The sequence below is a fragment of the Priestia sp. J2 genome, assembly GCF_020790095.1.
Taxonomy (GTDB): Bacteria; Bacillota; Bacilli; order Bacillales; family Bacillaceae_H; genus Priestia; species Priestia zanthoxyli.
The window spans coordinates 322,505-344,775 of the sequence record NZ_CP086208.1; the positions used below are offsets into that span (position 1 = coordinate 322,505).

The 22,271-nt window shown below is 38.7% G+C and carries 17 protein-coding genes; 15 read left to right on the plus strand and 2 right to left on the minus strand.

Features of this window, described 5'->3' with window-relative positions; genetic code table 11:
- The first annotated feature begins 221 nt into the window (after nucleotides 1-221).
- The 11 genes from LJY09_RS01745 (at nucleotide 222) to essA (ending at nucleotide 15,079) form a co-directional block, all read left to right on the plus strand.
- Nucleotides 222-1,316: an ATP-binding protein gene (locus LJY09_RS01745; protein ID WP_224980631.1), complete on the plus strand. Its 1,095-nt coding sequence runs from the start codon at nucleotides 222-224 to the stop codon at nucleotides 1,314-1,316.
- Nucleotides 1,317-1,680: 364 nt separating this feature from the next.
- Entirely contained in the window at nucleotides 1,681-2,886 is a 1,206-nt protein-coding gene (locus LJY09_RS01750; protein ID WP_028412476.1) for a DEAD/DEAH box helicase, read from the plus strand.
- A gap of 252 nt (nucleotides 2,887-3,138) precedes the next feature.
- The gene (locus LJY09_RS01755; RefSeq protein WP_013055102.1) at nucleotides 3,139-3,456 is read left to right on the plus strand and encodes a hypothetical protein; all 318 of its coding nucleotides are present in this window, start codon (nucleotides 3,139-3,141) and stop codon (nucleotides 3,454-3,456) included.
- Nucleotides 3,457-3,565: 109 nt separating this feature from the next.
- On the plus strand, nucleotides 3,566-4,165 hold the full coding sequence (locus LJY09_RS01760) for a WXG100 family type VII secretion target (protein WP_155010626.1): 600 nt from the start codon (nucleotides 3,566-3,568) through the stop codon (nucleotides 4,163-4,165).
- A gap of 61 nt (nucleotides 4,166-4,226) precedes the next feature.
- Nucleotides 4,227-4,619, plus strand: a complete 393-nt coding sequence (locus tag LJY09_RS01765; protein ID WP_028412474.1) for an SseB family protein — start codon at nucleotides 4,227-4,229, stop codon at nucleotides 4,617-4,619.
- A gap of 369 nt (nucleotides 4,620-4,988) precedes the next feature.
- Complete coding sequence (locus LJY09_RS01770) at nucleotides 4,989-5,282, plus strand: WXG100 family type VII secretion target (protein WP_028412473.1); 294 nt, start codon at nucleotides 4,989-4,991, stop codon at nucleotides 5,280-5,282.
- Between the two features lie 93 nt (nucleotides 5,283-5,375).
- Nucleotides 5,376-5,615, plus strand: a complete 240-nt coding sequence (locus LJY09_RS01775) for an ESX secretion system protein YukD (RefSeq protein ID WP_025752817.1) — start codon at nucleotides 5,376-5,378, stop codon at nucleotides 5,613-5,615.
- Nucleotides 5,616-5,629: 14 nt separating this feature from the next.
- On the plus strand, nucleotides 5,630-6,934 hold the full coding sequence (essB, locus tag LJY09_RS01780) for a type VII secretion protein EssB (RefSeq protein ID WP_028412472.1): 1,305 nt from the start codon (nucleotides 5,630-5,632) through the stop codon (nucleotides 6,932-6,934).
- 12 nt (nucleotides 6,935-6,946) lie between these two features.
- Nucleotides 6,947-11,425, plus strand: coding sequence for a type VII secretion protein EssC (gene essC, locus LJY09_RS01785; protein ID WP_099330590.1), 4,479 nt, complete (start codon nucleotides 6,947-6,949; stop codon nucleotides 11,423-11,425).
- Complete coding sequence (gene esaA / locus LJY09_RS01790; RefSeq protein ID WP_228307470.1) at nucleotides 11,422-14,604, plus strand: type VII secretion protein EsaA; 3,183 nt, start codon at nucleotides 11,422-11,424, stop codon at nucleotides 14,602-14,604. Before essC ends, esaA begins: the two co-directional genes overlap by 4 nt.
- Nucleotides 14,582-15,079 (plus strand): type VII secretion protein EssA, encoded by a 498-nt coding sequence (gene essA, locus LJY09_RS01795; RefSeq protein WP_028412470.1) that lies wholly within the window; start codon nucleotides 14,582-14,584, stop codon nucleotides 15,077-15,079. The genes esaA and essA overlap by 23 nt, the downstream gene beginning before the upstream one ends.
- A gap of 50 nt (nucleotides 15,080-15,129) precedes the next feature.
- Here the strand turns inward: essA and LJY09_RS01800 are convergent, their stop codons facing one another.
- Nucleotides 15,130-15,606, minus strand: coding sequence for a hypothetical protein (locus LJY09_RS01800; protein WP_028412469.1), 477 nt, complete (start codon nucleotides 15,604-15,606; stop codon nucleotides 15,130-15,132).
- Nucleotides 15,607-15,893: 287 nt separating this feature from the next.
- On the opposite strand from LJY09_RS01800, the gene LJY09_RS01805 reads away from it, so the two are divergent.
- Together LJY09_RS01805 and LJY09_RS01810 are read left to right on the plus strand one after the other, a co-directional pair.
- The gene (locus tag LJY09_RS01805) at nucleotides 15,894-17,048 is read left to right on the plus strand and encodes an endonuclease (RefSeq protein ID WP_028412468.1); all 1,155 of its coding nucleotides are present in this window, start codon (nucleotides 15,894-15,896) and stop codon (nucleotides 17,046-17,048) included.
- 104 nt (nucleotides 17,049-17,152) lie between these two features.
- Entirely contained in the window at nucleotides 17,153-18,790 is a 1,638-nt protein-coding gene (locus tag LJY09_RS01810; protein WP_155010627.1) for a family 14 glycosylhydrolase, read from the plus strand.
- A gap of 48 nt (nucleotides 18,791-18,838) precedes the next feature.
- Here the strand turns inward: LJY09_RS01810 and msrA are convergent, their stop codons facing one another.
- A complete protein-coding gene (gene msrA, locus LJY09_RS01815) occupies nucleotides 18,839-19,354 on the minus strand; it encodes a peptide-methionine (S)-S-oxide reductase MsrA (RefSeq protein ID WP_028412466.1) in 516 nt (171 codons plus the stop codon).
- Between the two features lie 347 nt (nucleotides 19,355-19,701).
- On the opposite strand from msrA, the gene LJY09_RS01820 reads away from it, so the two are divergent.
- Together LJY09_RS01820 and LJY09_RS01825 are read left to right on the plus strand one after the other, a co-directional pair.
- A complete protein-coding gene (locus tag LJY09_RS01820) occupies nucleotides 19,702-21,039 on the plus strand; it encodes an ATP-binding protein (RefSeq protein ID WP_155010628.1) in 1,338 nt (445 codons plus the stop codon).
- 160 nt (nucleotides 21,040-21,199) lie between these two features.
- The gene (locus tag LJY09_RS01825; protein ID WP_155010629.1) at nucleotides 21,200-22,096 is read left to right on the plus strand and encodes an amidase; all 897 of its coding nucleotides are present in this window, start codon (nucleotides 21,200-21,202) and stop codon (nucleotides 22,094-22,096) included.
- Nucleotides 22,097-22,271 lie beyond the last annotated feature (175 nt).

The following is a 22,271-nucleotide window of genomic DNA, read 5'->3' on the forward strand; positions in this document are numbered from 1 at the left end:
AAAATTTGGTGAAACACGCGCGTAAAGTAGCTTTAAGAATTTCAATTATATATATCATTATTGGCGCTGTATGGATCTTGATATCTGATAATATATCTAGAACATTAGCGCAAGGTCGTTTTGAAGTATATATTTTTTTTCAACAATACAAAGGTTGGTTTTTTATTTTAGCTACGGGTATTATTTTGTATGGGTTGGTATATAGGAGAGCTTATAAACTAGTGGAGTCCCAGCAAGAGCTCGTAGTGAAAGAACACGAACTTCAAACGAGCAATCAGCACTATCAATCTTTGTTCAAACATAACCCTGATGGTGTTTTTGAAATAAGTAAAACGGGTGAAGTACTTCTTGCTAACCCGGAAGGTGAAGCAATCGTTGGATACTCCAGTGAAGAACTGCAAAAGATGAAACCTTCAGCTCTTATCGCAGCTGAAGAGTTTGATATGTGTAAAGAGTATTTTAAAGAAGTGCTGAATGGAAAAGGTGCTAAGTTCGAAATGAATGTGATCAATAGAAAGCGAGAAAGACGGTTGCTTAGGTGTTCTTTGCTTCCCATTATTGTTCATAAGCAGGTAGTAGGTGTATTTATGATTGCACGCGATATTACTACATACCGCCAAGATGAAGAGCTTATGATAACCTCGGAAAAAATGTCGGTTATTGGACAAATGGCAGGTGCCGTAGCACATGAAATTAGAAACCCCCTTACTTCTTTAAAAGGTTTTGTACAGGTTATGCAAGCCTCTAAGGAAACAAATGACACATATTTAGATATCATGATGTCTGAAATCGACCGCATCAACTTAATCTCCAGTGAAATGCTCATTCTTGGAAAAAAGCAGCATGTATCTTTTGAAAAGACCAATTTATGCGAGATTTTAAAACAAGTTATTACGCTAATGGAAGCGCAGGCCAATTTAAATAATGTTTCTATTTTATTGAAAGAAACAGCAAAAAGGCCTATTTATGTTTCGGCTGATGCAAATCAGTTGAAACAAGTGTTCATCAATGTGATCAAAAACGGTGTAGAAGCTATTATTGAGAAAGGCCATATTACAATAACAGTTGAAGAAAAAGATACACGAGCATTGATTCACTTCGAAGACAATGGAATCGGAATGAGTCAAGAGAGGATTGAACAAGTAGGGACGCCGTTTTATTCTACAAAAGAAGCTGGAACGGGCTTAGGGCTGGCCGTGTGTTACAAAATCATGGAGCGTCATCAAGGTACCATGCATTTTAAAAGCGGTAAAGGAAAAGGGACAACGGTTACTATTGATATGCCAATTACAGAACGAAACAGCCGCCTTTCGTAGTTCAGAGAGGCGGTTGTTTTCTTGAAAAAGAGGAAGTAAGCAGCTGAGCCCTTTGCGTCCGGATCCATATAGGACATAAAACCTCCTTCTTATACAAGTTTTCGTCCATAATAAAGAGGATCATATTGTTTTCTATAGAAGCAATAGTGTATCATAGTTGAAGCTATGTATATCGATGTAGAAAAGTTAAGGCAACAATCGACTTTTCTACTGACGGATTGACAGGGTCCTTTGGGATAAGGAAGGTTTATTTATAAATAGAAATTAAGGTCAGTATTAACGCACATGGCCACTGATACATTCGTTTAATTGAAATAAAAAAATCGTTTATAATATCGAGAAAAGCATGGAAAAGGAGATAGATATGAGTCAGTTTATAGAGACTTTACAGCCTTTTTTACAAGAGGCGTGGAAAAAAGCAGGGTTCAATGAGCCTACTGCCATTCAAACGAAAGCTATTTCAGAGATTTTAGCTAATAAAGATGTAATAGGAGAATCCCCAACGGGAACAGGAAAGACACTGGCATATTTGTTGCCTGTCTTACATCGCATTCAGCCGGGACCATCTCATGTTCAAGCGGTTATTTTAGCATCTTCCCATGAATTAGTTATGCAAATTCATGGTGAAATTCAAACTTGGTCGCAGGGAAGCGGTATTTCAAGCGCTGCGTTTATTGGCGGAGCAAATATGAAACGGCAATTAGAAAAACTCAAAAAGCGCCCTAATATCATTGTTGGTACCCCAGGACGTTTGAACGAATTAATTAAAATGAAGAAATTAAAAATGCACGAAGTCAAAACAATTGTGATTGATGAAGCGGATCAATTGTTTGTACCTGAGCATGTTCAAACGGTTCAACAGATTGTAAAAATGGCGTTAAGTGATCGTCAAATCCTAGTCTTCTCAGCTACTGTATCAGAACGTACCAAATCGCTAGCGAAAGACATGATGAACCAGCCTCTTGAAATAGAGGTAGGAAGAGATGAACTCCCAGCTTCGAAGGTAGAGCATGTATACATCAAAAGTGAAGCTAGAGATAAAGTGGACGTGCTTAGAAAACTAGTTCGTCAAGAACAAATGAAAGCTTTAGCCTTTTTTAAAGGGATTGATACTCTGATCGAGTTTGAAGAAAAATTAACATTTAAGCGTGTAGAAGCAGGCTCTTTACACAGTGAAACGAAAAAAGAAGATCGTGCTACGACGATTAAAGGTTTTCGAAAAGGAGATTTCCCTGTCTTATTAGCAACGGATGTCGCAGCTAGAGGATTAGACATTAAGGGATTGACGCATGTAATTCATATCGATGTTCCTCAAGATGCAGATCAATACGTACATCGCTCAGGTAGAACAGGCAGATCGGGAGCAGAAGGTACAGTCATTTCTCTTGTCACTGAACGAGAAGAGCGAAATTTAAAACAAATCGCACGTGAACTTCAACTTTCATTAGCGAAAAAAGAGCTTTATATGGGCGAAATCGTCGATGAAGGTACAAAAGAGCAGTCCCGTACAGCTAAAAAACCTTCAAAAAAGCCATTTAACAAGAAAAAGAAACAAAAAGGTCGGATGTAAACTAGGTATTCTTCCTTTTTATAACAGCAGTGTCACAACCTAAAAAGCAACGTCTACTGCTTTATTACAGCAGCCTGGCGTTGTTTATTTTCTCTATTTCCCCTGTATAAATAAGTAAAAAAAGAGAAATGTAGATATTTTTTCCTAGGTATGAAAATAGTTTGAATGATGGATTTTGTTTTTTGTAACCTTATTTTAACATTACTTTAAGAGACTTCTAATAAAAGAGGAAGAAGGACGTGGGGACATTTTATGGATGCAATTGATGATCTCTTTGACGACATAGAGCGAAGAAGAAAAAGCAAAGAATATAGTCGAGATGCAGATCAATTAGAATCATATTTACATGAAGTTCAACGTATCATGGAATTTCTTGAAGAAGGTATCTATCTGTTTCAAAATTCGCACCAACAATATGCGTCAGATTGGTCAGGGCGTTCTAAGAGCTCATATGAGGATATTTATAATGATATTACGCAATCCACTTTTCATCTGTACGACGTAAGGGATGAATTGTTTCAAACTTTACGCTTAGAAATTTCACGATTAAGAGAGCTAGCATCGGCGTAATAAATAACATTATCGACTCACTCTTTTAGAAAGTGAGTCTTTCCGTATAGGCTTAAAAAAGGTTTGGATGATGACTGAAGGCTTACAAGAGATAGGGGGACGGACATACATGGAGATAAAAGTAAATCCAGAGGTGCTGCAGACATTTGCAGAGCGAATTCAACAGTCTCATTCACAGACGACTGATGCACTTCAAAAACTAAGCTGGGAAGCTACAAATCTACATTTCTTGTCTGTTGCAGATATTGATAAAGTGCTGGACTTGCAGGAAGAGTTACAGCATATGATTCGCAAACTTGATTCGCTAACGGAAAATGCACATTTATTAGTAAAAGACACTGCGGAGCAAATGAGAAAAGCAGATGGAGAGCTAGAAGGCTCTTCAGGCTGGACGGAGTTTTGGTCGAGCGTATGGAGCGATGGGAGCGCCCATTCGCAAGATACGTGGAATGACATAAAGAACTTAAAAGAATGGAACACGTATGACAATATGCATAGAACGATTGAAAAACCTCTAGGTACTCTTAATGTTATGTGGAATTCGCTTTCTATGTCTTGGGAAGAAAAAGTAGTGAATGGTTCTACATGCAGTCGAACGGAATTTTTCACTTATGGGGTTATTCAAATGGGATTGGGCATTTTAAGTCAGGAGATGAATCCTTCAAACATTATGTTTAGTGACAGCACAGAGGAAGTGAAGAGAGAATGAATGAAGTATATGATGGCGCTGGAAGTGAAATGGTACAGTTCCTTACAGGGTTGTCTCAGCAATGAAGTATACATTTAATTTATTAGAAAAATCGTTAATTGAAGCAATGAAAGATAATAAAAAAATTGCTCAATTTTATAAAACTTTAATGAATAGCAATTTATGGCTAGTTGTTAGCTCAGAACATGTAGCATCAGATATATTAATTGCAGAGCACTACGTTCAGACGATGAAAAGTGCAGCGTATCGATATTTACCTGTTTTTTCGTCAAAATATCCGATTGAACAGATGCTAAAAGATGAAAAGACCGTATGTGTATCATTTAAGGATATGCTGCCTGTATTAAATGAAGAAATAGCCATATTACTTAATCCTGACACGCCTCTCTCAAAATTATTCATCCCGGAAGAAATAAGAATGTTAAAAGAAGATAAAAATTATTTTAAGCAGTAGCCAAGGCGATAACAAGCACATGTCCTTTTTTCAAGCATGTCTGAATCTTAAATAAATAGGATATATATAGGCAGGGCCTTAAACAGGCTGCTGCTTTTTTATTACTAGTAAATAGTTCTATAGATAATAAATAGAAATGTAATTTAATAGTCTTATAGTTTTTATTTTCCTTTAAATAGGTACCTATAGATTAGATGGAAAAGGTTTAAATGAGAACAAAATCTTGGTTTTTTAGGTTTTATTTGCATTTTTTAGGGGTACTTGTAGATACATATTCTCATTTTTGGAGGCTTTTGCAAGTAACCTTTGACCTTATCACTAGAGTTTCTTACAATAATAGTAAATATATAAACCGAAGGAGAGATATGTATGTCAGGAATTATTCGCGTAACACCAGCAGAGCTTCGCGACATGTCAGGTCGCTATACTAACGAAAGCGGTCAAGTTCAAGAACTAGTAAGCCGTCTTGATACAATGAAAAATCAACTTCAAGATATGTGGGAAGGTGCTTCAAGCGAAGCGTTTGCTGCTCAATACGAAGAATTAAAACCTTCTTTCGTTGAAATGTCTAACCTACTTACAAAAATTGCTAAGCAATTAGACGACTCTGCAAATGTTCTTGAAGATACAGATAACCAAATCGCTAGCCAAATCCGCGGTTAACTTCATCTAATAATCTAAGTGAAGTAATAAAAGGAGCGCCCCATTCTCAAAAGATGAAGGCGCTTTTTCTATGTTTTGAGGTGATGAAACCCTATGTATATAGAAGTAACAGTAGACTTAAAGCACTATACAGGTGATCGGTTCGATTTGCGACTATCAAACTATCATTCAATCAAAAAAGTAGTCGAGATCGTTTGGCAAGCTAAAAAGATTACTCAATCACCAAAGGACGGTGCGTGGATACGTGTTTCAAATAAAAATCTTATTTTCTCGGGAAATGAGACGATGATTAACTGCGGAATTACCACAGGTGATTGTATCGAAATTCTCTAAAGGAGTCTATTAGAATGTCAGAGAAGAAACCGACTTACTTAGAAGAGCAGCTCGAAGCTGTAATGACACGTCATAATAATGAATATACATTTGTTTTTCAAAAAGAAAAAATTCGACTTGATCGTTCTGTTGAAATTGAAATGTTAAAGGATGTAAACACGGCTTTTCAAAAAGAAATCATGATGAGCGATGATGAACTTAAAATAACAATTAAGCCTACCTCTGAATTTCAACCTTTTACAGCATTAAAGGGAAAAGAAGAACAGCAAAAGTGGCTGTTTGCAGATCAGCTTATCAAAAAGATAAAGCAGCATTCTTTTTCAAGGCTGCATTTGTTGATTTGTCCAGAAAATATCATTTTTGATAAAAGTTTAAGTCCTGCTTTTTTACATTATGGAGTGAAAGAAAGTTTACCTCCTTATGAACCTAACGAGGAACAAAGCTTTCAGGAGTTAAAGGCTACGATAGCGGCGGCTGTTGACTCATCGCATACATTTGAACAGTATTTTAAGTTATACGAGACCTTGCAATTAAAAGAAGACGCTAAAAAAATAATGCATATCAGCAATGAGGAAGAGTTGAGTCAATTTGTTCAGCATAAGCTAACCCAAATTGAAAAACATCAAAAGACACTTGTTCAACTTCCTCAAAAACGCTGGACCATTTTTAAGTTTTCATCTGTCGGTATACTTGTCTTATTAATTCCAGCTCTTATTTATACTTTTTATTCTTATTTTTTTGCTCAGCCGAAACAAGAAGCATTTGTAGAAAGCAACGAATACTTTCTTGAAAAAAACTACAGCAAAGTAGTCGACACACTTGAAGATTACGATATTGAAAGTATGCCTAAAATTGTGCAATACGAAATAGCAACCTCCTATCTTGTTAATGAAAAGTTGGGAGAGGAGCAAAAGGCAAATGCTTTAAAGACTATTACGCTTCAGTCAGATCCTCAGTACTTTGCCTATTGGTTTTACATTGGCCGAGGAGACAACAAAAAAGCTTTAGAAGTGAGCAGGTTGTTAGAAGAACGTTCGTTAATTATCTATGCATTAATGAAATACGAAGGTCAGCTAAAGACAGACAACGATTTAGCGGCTGATAAAAAGCAAGAAGAGCTTGATAAAGTAGCGAATGAACTGGAAGAATTCAAGAAAGAAAATGATCAGCAAGAAGCGGAAGCAGCCAAGCAGCAAGAAGAGAAACAGGCTGAGGAAGCACAGGCGGCCAAGCAGCAGGAAGAAGAACAGAAAGCTGCAGAAGCCGAGAAAAAGAAACAAGAAGAGCAGAAAAAACAGCAGGAAGATCAATCGAAGTAGGGAGGTAGTTGTATGAATATGCTTTGGATAGTTAGTGGGCAAACGTATCAGCAGCTGCCTATAGATTTTAAAACCTTTCGCCAAGCAACGGTTGGAAACACTCAGCATCAAACGTTTACTTTTTCCTATCCGTTTGAGAAAGGTCAAATGACGCTGTCATCTGAAAAGAACGGCCGGCTCTTGATTTCCTACGGAGAAGAAAGGATAGCAGAGCTATCTGTTTCTGAGTCGTTTGTATGGCGAGAACAAGGACAGGCTTTAACCTTTGCCCTTACAGAGACGGCTGTTAAAGAAGCTGTCTATTATATTGATTACGAATCAGAAGTCTCGTTTTCCACAAGTGATGAAGCAGCTGATGTGTATCAGCAGAAAGAAAAGTATGTAGTAGAGCCAAAAGAAGGATTTTACTTATCAAAGATAAACGGGAAGTGGAAGGTCTTTTATAACCAAGAACGGTTTTATCTTAATGGACACCGAATAGAAGAGAATAGGAACCTTCAGCCCGGAGATCTTATTTTATGGTCTTCTATGACGATTCAATTGATCGAAAAAGATTTGCTGAAGATTCAAAGCTACTATGATTATGCATCTAAGCTTCCGGCTACGGCGCAACCTATTTCTGAAATGAAAAAGAAGTACCCGGTTTATAGACGGACACCGCGCATGATATATGATTTGCCTAATGATAAGGTGAGCTTGTCCTTTCCGTCTCAAGACAATGATGAAAATAACCGAAGCTTATGGCTTACCATTTTACCCCCATTAGTCATGCTTTTAGTCATGGGTACGGTATCGATTATTCAGCCCAGGGGAATTTTTATTATTATATCTGTCATGATGTTTACGACCACGCTGATTGTATCTACCGTTCAATATTTCAAAGATAAAAAACAGCGCAAGAAGCGCCAAGAGCGTCGTCGTCGAATTTATACAAAGTACTTAGAGAACAAGCGCGAGGAATTACAAGAACTAGCATCAGTTCAACGAGACGTATTATCTTATCATTTTCCAACGTTTGAACGAATGAAATATTTAACAGAACAGATTTCCGATCGAATTTGGGAACGAACTGTGGAAAGCAGTGATTTCTTACAGGTGCGTCTTGGAAAAGGAACAGTTCCTGGAAGCTACCAAATTTCTTTAAATAGCGGAGATATGGCTAATCGAGAAATTGATGATTTGCTTGAGCAGTCTCAGCACATGGAAAAAGTCTATCGAGAAGTCAAAAATGCGCCTGTTACCGCTCACTTAGGTTTAGGCTCTATCGGTCTGGTAGGAAAGATGAAGACGGTGAAGAATGAACTGCATCAGCTTGTAGGACAGCTGGCATTCTCCCACAGTTATCATGATGTGAGATTCGTATTCATTTTTGATGAAGAAGAATATAAAGAGTGGGAATGGATGAAATGGCTCCCTCATTTTCAGCTGCCTCATTCTTTTGCGAAAGGCTTCATTTATAATGAACAAACGAGAGATCAGCTTTTATCTTCTATTTACGAAATGCTGAGAGAACGCGACTTAGATGAAGCAAAAGGAGAAGGGGTTTTTTTGCCTCACTTTGTTTTTATTATTACGAATCAGCAGCTAATTGCAGATCACGTTATCTTAGAGTATTTAGAAGGGTATCACCCTCATCTTGGGTTCTCTACGATATTTGCGGCAGAGACGAAAGAAAGCTTAACGGAGCATGTTCACACACTCGTTCGTTATATTAACGAATCCGAGGGGGATATATTAATTCAAAAGCAAAAAGCTGTGAATATTCCATTTCAGCTTGATAAACACACGCTTGATTATAATGAAAGATTTGCAAGGATGCTGCGGACATTGGATCACCAAGTTGGCATGACCAACTCAATTCCAAATAGCGTTTCATTCTTAGAATTATTTAAAGCAAGAGAAATTGGTGAGCTGGATATCGTGCAAAGGTGGCACACCAATGAATCAGCTAAGTCGCTAGCGGTTCCAATTGGTTTAAAAGGAAAAGAAGATATTGTTGAACTAAATCTTCACGAAAAAGCTCACGGCCCTCATGGATTACTTGCAGGTACGACGGGGTCAGGGAAAAGTGAATTTTTACAAACGTACATTCTTTCTCTAGCGGTGAATTTCCACCCCCATGAAGTCGCATTTTTATTGATTGACTATAAGGGCGGAGGAATGGCTCAGCCGTTTAAAAACATGCCTCACCTGCTTGGAACCATTACAAATATTGAAGGAAGTAAGAATTTTAGTACAAGAGCCTTAGCTTCTATTAAAAGTGAATTAAAGCGACGCCAACGCTTGTTTGATAGATATGAAGTCAATCATATTAATGATTATACAGATTTATATAAGCAAGGTATGGCAGAAGAACCTCTGCCTCACTTATTCTTAATCTCGGATGAATTTGCTGAGTTAAAAAGTGAAGAACCAGAGTTCATTCGCGAATTAGTCAGCGCGGCGCGAATTGGACGTAGTCTAGGCGTTCATTTAATTTTAGCAACACAAAAGCCAGGCGGTGTTATTGACGATCAAATTTGGAGTAATGCGCGCTTTAAAGTAGCGTTAAAAGTCCAAGATGCCGCTGATAGTAAAGAAATCTTAAAAAATGCAGACGCTGCTTCTATTACGGTGACGGGTCGAGGCTATCTGCAGGTTGGAAATAATGAAGTGTATGAACTGTTTCAGTCAGCTTGGAGCGGCGCGCCGTACATGGAAGATACGTATGGGGCTGAAGATGAAGTAGCCATTATCACAGATCTCGGGTTGATTCCTTTATCTGATGTATCTACTCAGCAGACGTCATCCAAACAAGCGGAAGCAGAAATTGATGTTGTGGTGCAAAAAATCGAACAAACGCAGCAGGAATTAGGTATCAAAAAATTAAATAGTCCATGGCTGCCGCCTCTTAAAGAGAGATTGCTTCGCAGTGAGTACAAAGAGAAGCGAGACGGCGTATTCCCAATTGGCTTAATTGATGAACCTGAAAAGCAAAGTCAAACGGTATATAACTATCAGCTGATGGACGATGGAAACATTGGTATATTTGGTTCGTCAGGATACGGTAAATCGTTTACAGTCATGATGTTGCTTCTTAGTCTAGCTGAAAGACAGAGCCCAGAGCAGCTTCATTATTACATTTTTGACTTTGGGAACGGTACGCTGCTGCCGCTTCGTCAGCTGCCTCATACGGCGGATTATTTCTTAATGGATCAAATGCGTAAAATTGAAAAATTCATGACGATTATCAAACAAGAAATCGCAAGGCGAAAGCAGTTATTTCAACAGCAGGAAGTTAGCAATATCAAAATGTATAATGCTCTAAGTTCAGAAGAGCTTCCTCTAATTTTTATCACGATTGATAATTTTGATCTTGTTAAAGAAGAAATGCAAGATCTAGAAATGCAGTTCACACAGCTTGTGCGTGACGGCCAGTCTTTAGGAATTTATATGATCTTTACCGCGACGCGCGTGAATTCTATTCGTCAGTCACTTATGAATAACTTGAAAACGAAGGTGGTTCATTACTTAATGGATCATTCAGAAGCGTATTCTATTTTAGGACGTACGCCGTATGCGCTGGAGTCTATTCCAGGTCGGGCTATTATCAAAACGGATCAACCTTATTTTGCACAGCTGTTTTTACCTGCGGAAGGAAAAGATGATTTTGAAATTTTTGATGCAGTTAAGCTGCACATTCAACGATTAAAGAAACAATATGCTGATGCTATTCTTCCGGAGCCGGTGCCAATGCTGTCATCGAAACTTGTACTTGCCGAATTTATGACGGACAGAAGAGTTATTCGCGAAAAAGGAGTTATTCCTCTTGGGTTAGATGAAGAGTTTGTTCGACCGGTGCATATGAACTTTACGAAAAATAAGCATTGTATCGTCATGGGGCAGACGCAAAAAGGAAAGACAAATGTAGTGAAAGTCATACTGCAAACAGCGCTTGAACAAGGCGTGAAGCAAATCGGACTATTTGATTCGGTTGACCGTGGTTTATCAAGCTATGCAGCTGAAGAGCAAGTTGTTTACATGGAAACAAAAGAACAGATCGTCGACTGGCTTGACCTAACCGAAGAACGATTGCAGCGACGTGAAAATAAGTATTTGGAAGCAGTGCAGGAAGGAACCGTACACGGCCTTTCATTTGCCCCGATCATGCTTGTGGTAGACGGATTTGTACGATTCCAGCAAAACTTAGACAGTGTCTTGCAGGATCGTATTACAAAATTGATGAAAAATTATAGCCACCTGGGCTTTAACTTGATTGTTGCAGGGAACAACAATGAGTTTTCAAAAGGATTTGACGCGTTAACAACAGAAGTGAAGCAAATTGGCCAAGCTGTGTTGTTGATGAAGAAAACAGAGCAAAGCTTATTTACACTTCCTTATGACCGAAAAGAAGCCGACGTTAACCCTGGCTTCGGTTATTATATTAAAAGTGGAAAAGAAACAAGAATTCAAATCCCGCTATGTGTAAGTGAAAGGAAGATCTTAACATGACCGAACAGCGTAAGTATACACTTAAAGTCATATTAGCTGTTGTTTTAATTTTGGCTCTTCCTTCTTTCTTTTTCCAGTATATTGGAGACAACCCGCTACAAGTCACAGAAAACTCAACAAGAACGATTGCGGTTGTTAACGAAGATAATGGAGTAAAAGAAAATAGTGAAAAAGCGATAGAATTTGGAGAAAAAGTGACTCCTCTTTTACAGGAGGGGTCAGATTATCAATGGACCGTGCTTGGACGAAGCGCAGCTACAAGCGGTTTACAGAATGGGAAATATGATGCGGTTATTTATATTCCCTCGACTTTCTCACAAAATATTTTATCGTATCAGGAAAAAAAACCAGAAAAAGCTACTTTGGAATACAAAGTTCAAAGTCAGCTTAACGCAGTTAATAAGGAAAAAGTAGTAGGGGAATTAGAAGATGCTACTACAAAGGTTAATAATGAAATGTCCTCTTTGTACTGGAGTTATGTATCACAGGAAGTGGATAAGGTACGCGAACAGTTCGATAAAATTCTAAATAAAGAAATCGCCTTTCAAAAAACAATGGTCGCTTTTTATAAACCGAATTCAAAAGATTTAGCAGGTGAATTAAATGATCAAAAGAAAATTCTTCAGCAAATCCAAGATAATGTAAATAAAGCAGAAAAAGGTTCTAGCGACAGACAAGGCGACGTAGAACAGGTTGAAAAGAATTTAAACAGCTTCATTGAATATGTAAATCAATATCAAACATATCAAGAAACACAGAAACAAATGCTTGAAAAAACGCAGGCTCAAAGTGTCGCTGCGATTCAACAAGGGTTGTCTTCCCTTGAATCTAATCAGCCAAGCTCTAAGCAAAATTTTAATGAGCAGGCCAATCAAGTGTTTAGTGGCTTATCTTCCATTCAACAGCAGCTGGATGAAAATCAAAAAGCCGTTGGAGAACTTGGAGATCAACAAGCAGATAACGTCAGTGAACAAGAAAAAGCTCTGCAAGATTTGAACGGCCAAATCATCAGTTCATACAAACAGCAGTCTGAGCAAACAACCTTAAATCAAATTGAAAGTAAGCTAAAGCCGCTTCGTGCGCAGCTAGAGACAGCTTCATCAAATGATAGTGGTGGAGGCTCAACGGATCCAGGGGAAAGTGATGGAACTCAGCCAGATCCTAATCAAGACGGAGAGACGCCAACGGACCCTGGAGAAGGTGACGGAACTAAGCCAGATCCTAATCAAGGTGGAGAGACGCCGACGGATCCTGGAGAAGATGATGGAACTCAGCCAGATTCCGGTCAAGGCGAAGGAACGTCAGAACCAATTCAAGTGGATTTATCTCAGCAAACAGCAAAGCTTGATGATATATCAAAAGGGCTTGATGATTTAGAAAAGCAGCTTCAAGGCATGACGAGTGAAACACCCGAAGCGCCTGAAGCACCTGAGACACCTGAGGACACGGAAACGCCTGGAACGCCTGAAACACCGGATACACCTGATACATCAGGCACATCCAATGCTGTGAAAAGTGCGCTTGAAAAAGTGGCTAATCTGAAAACACAGGTACAGGCGGTCAAAGATGAGCTGCAAAATGTAACCGTTCAGCCTGAAACTTCAGGAGAAAATACGGATGCGCTGAAGCAGAAAATTGCCAGTTTGGAAGCAGACGTCGAGTCTTTGACAGCACAGAAAAACAAAGCAGAGAAAGACTTAGAAGAAGCAACCAAGTCGTCCAGCAGTCAAATTGCTAAGCTTCAAGAAGAAAATGAACGATTAAAAAAAGAGAATGAAAAGTTGAAAGAAGACGGCAAAAAACCTTCTAAAGGCAGTGCGGATGTTGATGGTCTCATTACGATGATTAAAAACAAAGAAGATAAAATCTTATCTTCTCCAAACCTTTCAGCTTCTCGAAAAGAAAAGCTGAGCAATACATTCTCAGGTAAGATTAAAAGCAGCAGTGCCGAAGATCTGTTAAAGTACTACGGTGATTTATCGCAGTATGATTTGACTTTAGCTCAAGTCGGAAATACAGACATACAGAACAGCGTCCTTAACAATGACTCTATTAAAGGAAGTTTGCAGCAGGCGTTAGCTGGAACCGTTTCTTCTCAAGACGCGCGTAAGCAAATTCAACAAAACCTGTCTCTAACAAAAGAAGAGTTAGCACAGTTCCAAAGTTCAGTGCAAGATTTTGCTGATCAATATGGACAAACAGTTGATGCTGAACAAGCATCGATTATGGAAGAGCTATCAGCTATTCAAGAAAAAGCAAATGCAATGAATCAAGAGCTTCAATCTAGCGCAGGTGAAGATCAAGCATTAGAAAAGAAAGAAGCTCCGGACGTAACAGGCTTAATGACGCTGCAGCAAAGCATGGGTCAAGAGTTGAAGGGAATGAACGAACTCATTTCATCTTTAGGTGAAAGACAAGCTAATGTTGTCACGTACACAGATGAATTGCAGAAGCGTGTAAATGAAGTTCAGGATAAGGCTGACACGCTTAACAGCAAGTGGGCCCAAAACGTGGATTCAACGAAGTTGGTGCGAGGCCAGGTATACCGCTTGTTAAATAATACATTAGTAGATGGACAGAATAATGATTACGTTTATCATTATTTAGCAAATCCTCTTCAAGTAAGCGGTGAAGTGCCGGCTGAAAAAGTAAAAGAGGTTCCACCGGTTGTCATTTTGGTTATTATCTTAATCAGCAGCCTACTAATTGGCTATTTCAGTCAATACTACCGACATGCACCGATGCTTGTAAAAGGTACGCTCTTTGGATTATTGAATTTGATTGTAGGGTTAATGGTAAGTATCTTTAGCCTTAATATTTATTCGTTATCGGGAGACCGGGCAATGGAATGGTCAATCTTTACGATCGTCTTATTGCTTGCTTCATCTACACTTGTACGTATTGCTTTCTTATTAGGAAGCTTCGCTGGATGGGTGACGACAGTAGGGTTGATTTTATTTTATATTACCCCGCTTCTTAACTTATCTATGCCAAACTTTAATTACGAAGATCCAGTATCTAAAGTGTACATGTCCATTCAATATGATACGCAGTCTCTGTTTGGACAGGCGCTTATTGTATTACTGGGAATGACTGCTGTTTTAAGTGTTCTGCCATCTATTATTCGTGCTTTAAAGACGACTAAAGAGGTTGAAAATGATGAAACCTATAGTGCTTAGTAAGAAGATTGGAAGTGTTGTTCTTATTTTTTCACTTCTTTGTTTCCCTATAGCAGCAGCGGCTGAAGCTGATGATGGAAACGTTGAAGAGATTAAACCAAATGTATATAAAGATGATCCCATTAACTTAGACCCCGAATCCTTGCTAGAAAATAAAAAAGAAGTAGGAAATATTCCGGAGGAAATAAAGGATCTTACATTTGAAAAAGAGGAAGATGCAGAGAAAGAGAGTTTAAAAGAAAGTCTTTTTGCGAACGCATCAGCTGAAGATAATACGATTTCTGCGAAAGCAAAAGAATATAACTTGTTTTCTTCTAAAAACACTTCCTACAAGAAAGATCGGACAGAACAAACGGCTTCTGAAAAGTCATCAGATCTACAATGGTTTTATTTATTATTGATTGGTGTGGGGGTTGTTGTATTATTTGTGGTTTTAATACCGCGCATTAGCCCTCAGCCTTCTGTGAAAAAATGAAAAAACCTCGCTGTTAATCAACAGCGAGGTTTTTGCGTATAGACGTAAATTTACAGGCGGCGGAAGCCTTCTTCAAACAAATAATCTTCTGCTTCTTCGTAAGATAAAAATGCTGCCTCTAAATTCAAGCCAGAATAAATATTCCACAGGTCATCTTCATGAACAAGTAAAAGCGTTGCATTGTCTGGGCCGTTCCAGCGCTGTTCATTTCCATTCCCTACAATAGCTTCTTCTCTAGCTGTATCAGGAAGGGTAGACAAAGATTCAATAGAAGCTTCAATAATTGATCGAAGATCTTCTTCAGTGTAATCACGGATATTCACAAGACCTTTGTCATTTGTTTCATATCCTTTTAAAAAACCTGCATATACAAATCCATTTCCGTTAGGATGCAGATGATGCACAACAACCGTTTTATCGTACACGCTTTCTTCATAATGAAAATTCACGCGTCCTAAAGATACATCTTTTCGATGCAGCTCTGGAAACGATGAAATAATAGCTAATTTTTCGTCAAAACTAAGCATAGACAATCCTCATTTCTATTTAAATCATTTCATTTTCTGAAATGGTATAAGCTCTTTTACGATTCGGTTGATTATACCATATATAAAGAAAGACACATAATGCTTTTTCCAGTGTGGACTTTTAAAAATATAACCCTTCGCATAAAGCAGCCGCCACTGTAAAGAAGAACACATCTTTTTCACTATAAAACTTAACAAAAAACAGGCAGGGAATTCACAGTGAAAAAATAATATAAAGAGGTGGAAGGAAACGAGTTTTTAAACCTATCATAAGGAGGAATAAAAAAGTGAGATTACATGCTCTGTGTAAAAAAACATGGGTAATGTCCCTGCTTGTTTTTGCTCTTGCAGTGAGCTTAACTCCTGTTAGTCAAGCAGCCGCATCTTTATCTGTGTCACAAGCTCTTGAAAATCAAAACAACAGTGTACAAGCTGTTAAAGGATATGTAGTAGGTCAACCTACAGGCACATCTACAGTTATTACGAGCAATTACCCAAACGATTATGCACTTGCTCTTGCTGACAGTGCAAATGAAACCAATACAGACAAGATGGTGTACGTTCAAATTCCTTCAAATTTGCGAAGTACATTTGGACTTCAAAGTCGCTCGGAGTTAAAAGGGAAAAGTCTTACTGTTACGGGCACACTCACTCCTTATTTTTCACACCCAGGAATAAAATCAGTTACTTCTATTAGTACAGAAACAGGAGGAACTGATCCGACGCCAGATCCCACAGAGCCAACCGTTCCAGTAGAAGACTATTATCGTACCACAGCTGGAAAAACAGGAAATACCTTAAAGACAGAGCTTCATAACATTATTGATCATCACACAGAACTGTCTTATTCAGCCGTATGGGAAGCTTTAAAGAAAACGGATGAAGATCCAGCTAACGCAAATAACGTTATTTTGCTCTACACGGGGCGTTCACAGGCTAAGAGTACAAATGGAGGCGGAGTGGACGATTGGAATCGTGAGCACGTCTGGGCAAAGTCTCACGGGGATTTTGGAACAGCTATGGGTCCTGGAACAGATCTTCATCATTTACGTCCAACCGATGTGTCTGTAAATGGTACGAGAGGAAACTTAGATTTTGATAACGGAGGGACGGAACATAGCGAGGCACTCGGAAATTATTTTGACAGTGATTCATGGGAACCTCGAGATGAAGTAAAAGGTGATGTGGCTCGTATGTTGTTTTATATGGCCGTACGCTATGAAGGCGATGTAAGTGATGAGCCTGACTTAGAACTTAATAACACAGTGAATAATGGCACTGCTCCTTATCATGGGAAATTATCTGTGCTTCTTCAATGGAACGCCGAAGATCCAGTAGATGATCGAGAACGACGCAGAAATGATATTATTTATTCAGACTATCAGCATAACCGCAATCCGTTTATTGACCATCCTGAATGGGTGAATGAGATTTGGAACTAATGTAGGAGGCGTCCTGGCGGGGCGTCTTTTTTTATAAAAGAAAAAGGAAAAAACTAAAATCCGCCGAATACCTATAGGTGATTTTGAAAAAATGGAGGGAAGCTATGAAACAGCTATGTAAAAAAGGATTGGCTTTTATTTTGGTACTCATTTTTGTTAACGCTTTCATTTTGGATCCACTTAATGGAGCGGCTTCCGTAGATGGAAAATCAATGAATCCTGGTTACAAAACCTACTTAATGGCGCCTTTAAAAAAGGTAACAGACTATACAACATGGGAAGCGTTTGAGAACGATTTACGCAAAGCGAAACAAAATGGATTTTATGCGGTGACAGTAGACTTCTGGTGGGGAGATATGGAGAAGAACGGCGATCAGCAGTTTGATTTTTCCTATGCTCAGCGCTTTGCTCAAGCTGCTCGTAATGCAGGTATAAAGATCGTTCCTATTATTTCTACTCATCAGTGCGGCGGTAATGTTGGAGATGATTGTAACGTTCCGCTTCCGTCTTGGGTATGGAACTTAAAAAGTGATGACAGCCTTTACTTTAAATCGGAAACAGGTACGACAAATAAAGAAACGCTAAGCCCGCTTGCAACTGACGTTATTTCTAAGCAATACGGAGAGCTCTATACGGCATTTGCGCAAGCGTTAGCACCTTATAAAGACGTGATTGCTAAAATCTATTTATCCGGAGGCCCTGCAGGTGAAATTCGTTATCCGTCCTATACAGCAGCAGACGGAACCGGCTATCCGTCTAGAGGAAAATTTCAAGTGTATACGAACTTCGCCAAAAGCAAGTTTCAATCATATGCTTTGACTAAATACGGTTCACTCGCCGGCGTCAATCAGGCATGGGGAACCAATTTAGCCTCTGCATCGCAAATTTTACCGCCATCAGATGGCTATCAGTTCTTAAAAGATGGTTATTCAACAGCTTATGGAAAAGATTTCTTAGCATGGTATCAAGGAGCTTTGGAAGATCACACAAAACGTATTGGACAGTTAGCTCATCAGGCTTTTGATGCCACCTTTAACGTACCAATCGGTGCAAAAGTGGCGGGAATTCATTGGCAGTATAATAATCCGACGATTCCTCATGCTGCAGAAAAACCTGCTGGATATAATGATTACAATGCGCTTTTAGACGCTTTTAAAACAGCTAAATTAGATATAACGTTTACGTGCTTAGAAATGACGGACAGCGGAAGTTATCCCGAATATTCTATGCCAAAGACGCTTGTACGCCAAGTAGCAGGTATTGCGAATGCAAAAGGAATTGTTTTAAACGGGGAAAATGCTCTAACTATAGGCAGTGAAGATCAATATAAAAAAGCAGCTGAAATGGCCTTTAACTATAATTTTGCAGGATTTACTTTGCTTCGTTTCTACGATGTCATTAACAATGATACGCTGATGGGGCAATTTAAAAATACGCTGGCCGTTACACCAGTTGCGCAAACGGTTGTAGTAAAAAATGCGCCAACTGCGGTAGGAGAAACGGTTTATATTGTTGGAGACAGAGCTGAGCTAGGTCAGTGGGATACGTCCCTTTATCCAATTAAATTAACATATAATTCATCTACAGCCGATTGGAGAGGCACCGTCTATTTTCCTGCGAGTCAAAATGTTCAATTTAAAGCAATTGTGAAGAGAGCTGATGGCTCGTTAAAAGCATGGCAGCCTTCGCAGCAATATTGGAGCGTGCCGTCAACAACAGCAACTTATACAGATAATTGGTAAACAAAGCCGCATAGCAAACGCTATGCGGCTTTGTTTCGAACATAAGAATTATTTCCAGTTCGCTTGAATAAACTCATCTCGACCAGACTTAGCGCGGTCTTCTTTATAATGCTTTGGATTTTTCTTGTGGAAATCTTGGTGATACTCTTCCGCTTCATAAAACGCAGAGGCAGGAAGGATGCTTGTCACGATTGGTTTTTTAAAACGTCCGCTTTTTGCGACCTCTAGCTTTGTCTCTTCAGCTTCCTGCTTTTGGCTATCGTTATGGTAAAAAATTGCTGTTCGATACTGCGAGCCGCGATCTTGGAATTGACCTCCATCATCTGTTGGATCAATTTGCGGCCAATAAAGATCTAACAAACGTTTATACGGAAACACTTCAGGGTCAAATGTGATTTGAACCACTTCGTAATAACCGCTTGTGCCAGATTTTACTTGCTCATAGGTAGGGTTATCCACAGTTCCCCCCATATATCCTGATACAATGCCGTGAATACCTTCTAGCTCTTCAAATGGTGTAACCATACACCAGAAACATCCACCTGCAAATGTAGCTTTTTCCATACGTAATCCCTCACTTAATCCGTTGTTATGAAGGGTATTATAACAAATTTATATTGAAACAGCTAGAAAAGGGTTTGTAGGTTGTGTAAAAGCTGTGGATAAAGATAAATATCCACAGCTTTTACACAATAGACTCGGCTATGTTGAAGATTGAAAAATGCAGGAGAGAAGAAAGAAAAAATGATAGAATAGATGAGGTGTATATATCGATGTAGAAGAGATTAGGCGGCAGAAGCAGGATCTATGCGGCATCTAGATAAATAAAGTTAGTACGTTAGTAACAAGAGGTAAGAAGCAGCATATTCGCGCTGTTAAATAAATATACAAAGATAATAGGAGAGTTGAATATGTTACAAGATAATCTCATCCTAGAGCACTATGGATTAAATGAATTAAATTTTGATACGATCAAAAGCTACCGGGATCGATTTGCTGAAGTAAAACCAGCTCATCCTTGGAATGCGCTTGAAACAAAAGAGTTTTTATACAAAGTAGGAGCATGGGGAAAGGTAAGAGATACCCATAAAGAAGGAGTTACGCTCGCAGGCCTGCTTTTATTCAGTGAAGAACGGATTATCACAGAAGTTTTACCACAATACTTTTTAGAATACCGGGAAAGTAAAGGGAATGAAGAATGGACAGAGCGTTTTACCTCTCAAGACGGGACGTGGTCAGGAAATATTTTTGATTTTTATTTCCATATTCATGAAATTGTTCGCAATAGCGAACCCCAGTCGTCAATCGCTTCCTCTTTAACAGAAGTTTTAATCAACATGCTTATTCATGCAGATTATAATGGCGAGGGCGGCGTTATTTTAGAAAAGCAACCTTCTCATTACGTTTTTTCTAATCCAGGTCTTTTGTTAGTACCTACAGATTCAGTTTTTAGTAAAACCGTTAGTCAGCTTCGAAACCCGAATATCGTTAAGCTATTCAGTTTACTAGGGCTATGTGAACGTTCGGGCTCTGGCTTGAAAAAAGTGAAGCAAAACTGGAGCTTGCATCATTATAAAAAGCCTTCTGTTGATCAAGATGTTTCTATGCATCGTACGGTAGTCACGTTATCTCTGTCCACTCAAGAAAGACAGATTAGTTCTTCTGAAAAAGACACTTATCATACGTCTGTAACTGATTTGGGAAATAATTTTAAAAGTGTCGAAAAATATCAAAACATACCTGAAAACAATGTCGAAAGTAACTCCTATAATAAAAATAAAGACTCTTATAATAAAGGTTTATTAGAGGAGTTAAACTCATGTAATAACGACAATAACTCCTATAATAAAGAAGAAAACTACTACAGTAGTGAACTTAACTCATATAATAAAGGTGATTACTCCTATAATAGTTATCAAAACTCCTATAATAAAGAATCGGAAGATGGTTCTTCTAATTCAGTGAATGGTGAGGATATTGATACGAAGCTATGGGATATTGCAGCGCTGGCTCGTGAAAAAAAACGGCTTTCGCCTAATCAGATGGAGCATATTATTCTTGAATTATGCAAAGAAAAACCGCTCATGCTTAAAGAGTTTGCTTATTTACTAGAAAGAACGCCGGATGGAGTACGTAATAATTATTTAACAAAGCTATTACGAAAAGGACAATTACAGTTGAAATATCCAAATCAGCCAAACCATCCAAAGCAGGCATATTTATTCCATAAGAAAGATACAGGGAAGTAAATCAAGCAACCGCTAGAACAAATAAAGATTAGGCTGAAAAAATTGATAAGGGAGAGTTTGCTGAAAGCTACAGATCTAAGGGAGAAATTCACCATAAAGTTGCCAAGCTGCCAGACTCTCTTTATATGAGTTCTGGCTCGTATAAAGGAGGAAATAGAGTGTGAAAAGCAAGTGCGTTCTTATTTTTCTGGTGGTTGTATGGCTGTTTAATATGGGGAAAGGAATAGGATGTGGATCAAAGGTGAATGCAGAGATGAATATACCGCTGTCGACGTGGGTGTGGGATACAAAGAAATGGATGTTGAACCAAGAAGCTATCCGTGAAAAACTTCAAGAAAAAAAGGTGACAAAGGTTTATTTACAAATTGATGCTCATCTTTCACCTTCTGTATATAGGCATTTTATCCAACAAGCGCAAGTCCAGGGTATAGATGTCTACGCACTTGACGGCGCTCCTTCTTGGATAGGGCCTTCTGGTATAGAAGAGCAAGACGCATTTTTTAATTGGATAACAGCTTACCAAGCAGAAGCGGAAGAACAACAGCAATTTTCAGGGGTTCATTTAGATATAGAGCCGTATTTGTATAAAAGCTGGAAAAATAATCGAGCGAAAAGTATTCTGCAGTATCAATATGTTATTTCTCAAGCCGCTGTACAGTCTCATGAGTTACACTTGCCGCTTGCTGTAGATATACCGTTTTGGTTTGACGAAGTTCCATTCAAAAATAGCAACGGTTCCGGTTCGCTGGGGCATTGGATTATTCAGTACGCTGATGAAGTCACAATTATGTCGTACCGAAACCATGCAGATAAAGAAGACGGTATTGCTGACATAACGCAAAATGAACGCAGGTGGGGACGTGTACTATCTACTCCGATTGAAATAGGGGTAGAAACGATGGCCTCAGATGAAGGGGAATACATTTCTTTTTCTGCTAAAGGAGAAGAAAAGATGATGCAAGAGCTGGGTATGTTGCTTACGAAGTGTCAAGCTAAAAACCCTCCAAGCAGTATAGCTGTTCATCATTTTGATAGCTGGCTACAGATGAAACCATGACAACGAAAAGACCGCTGCATCACTGCAGCGGTCTTTTTGGGTTTAGGGAGTATAGATACAATATAGCCATTTTATTAAAGGACTATACATAAAAAAAGTAACCATTTAAAAAATGGCTACTCACACAAAGGGGGGGGAACTTAATCTTATCATTCCCACTTTTTCTAAAAGATAT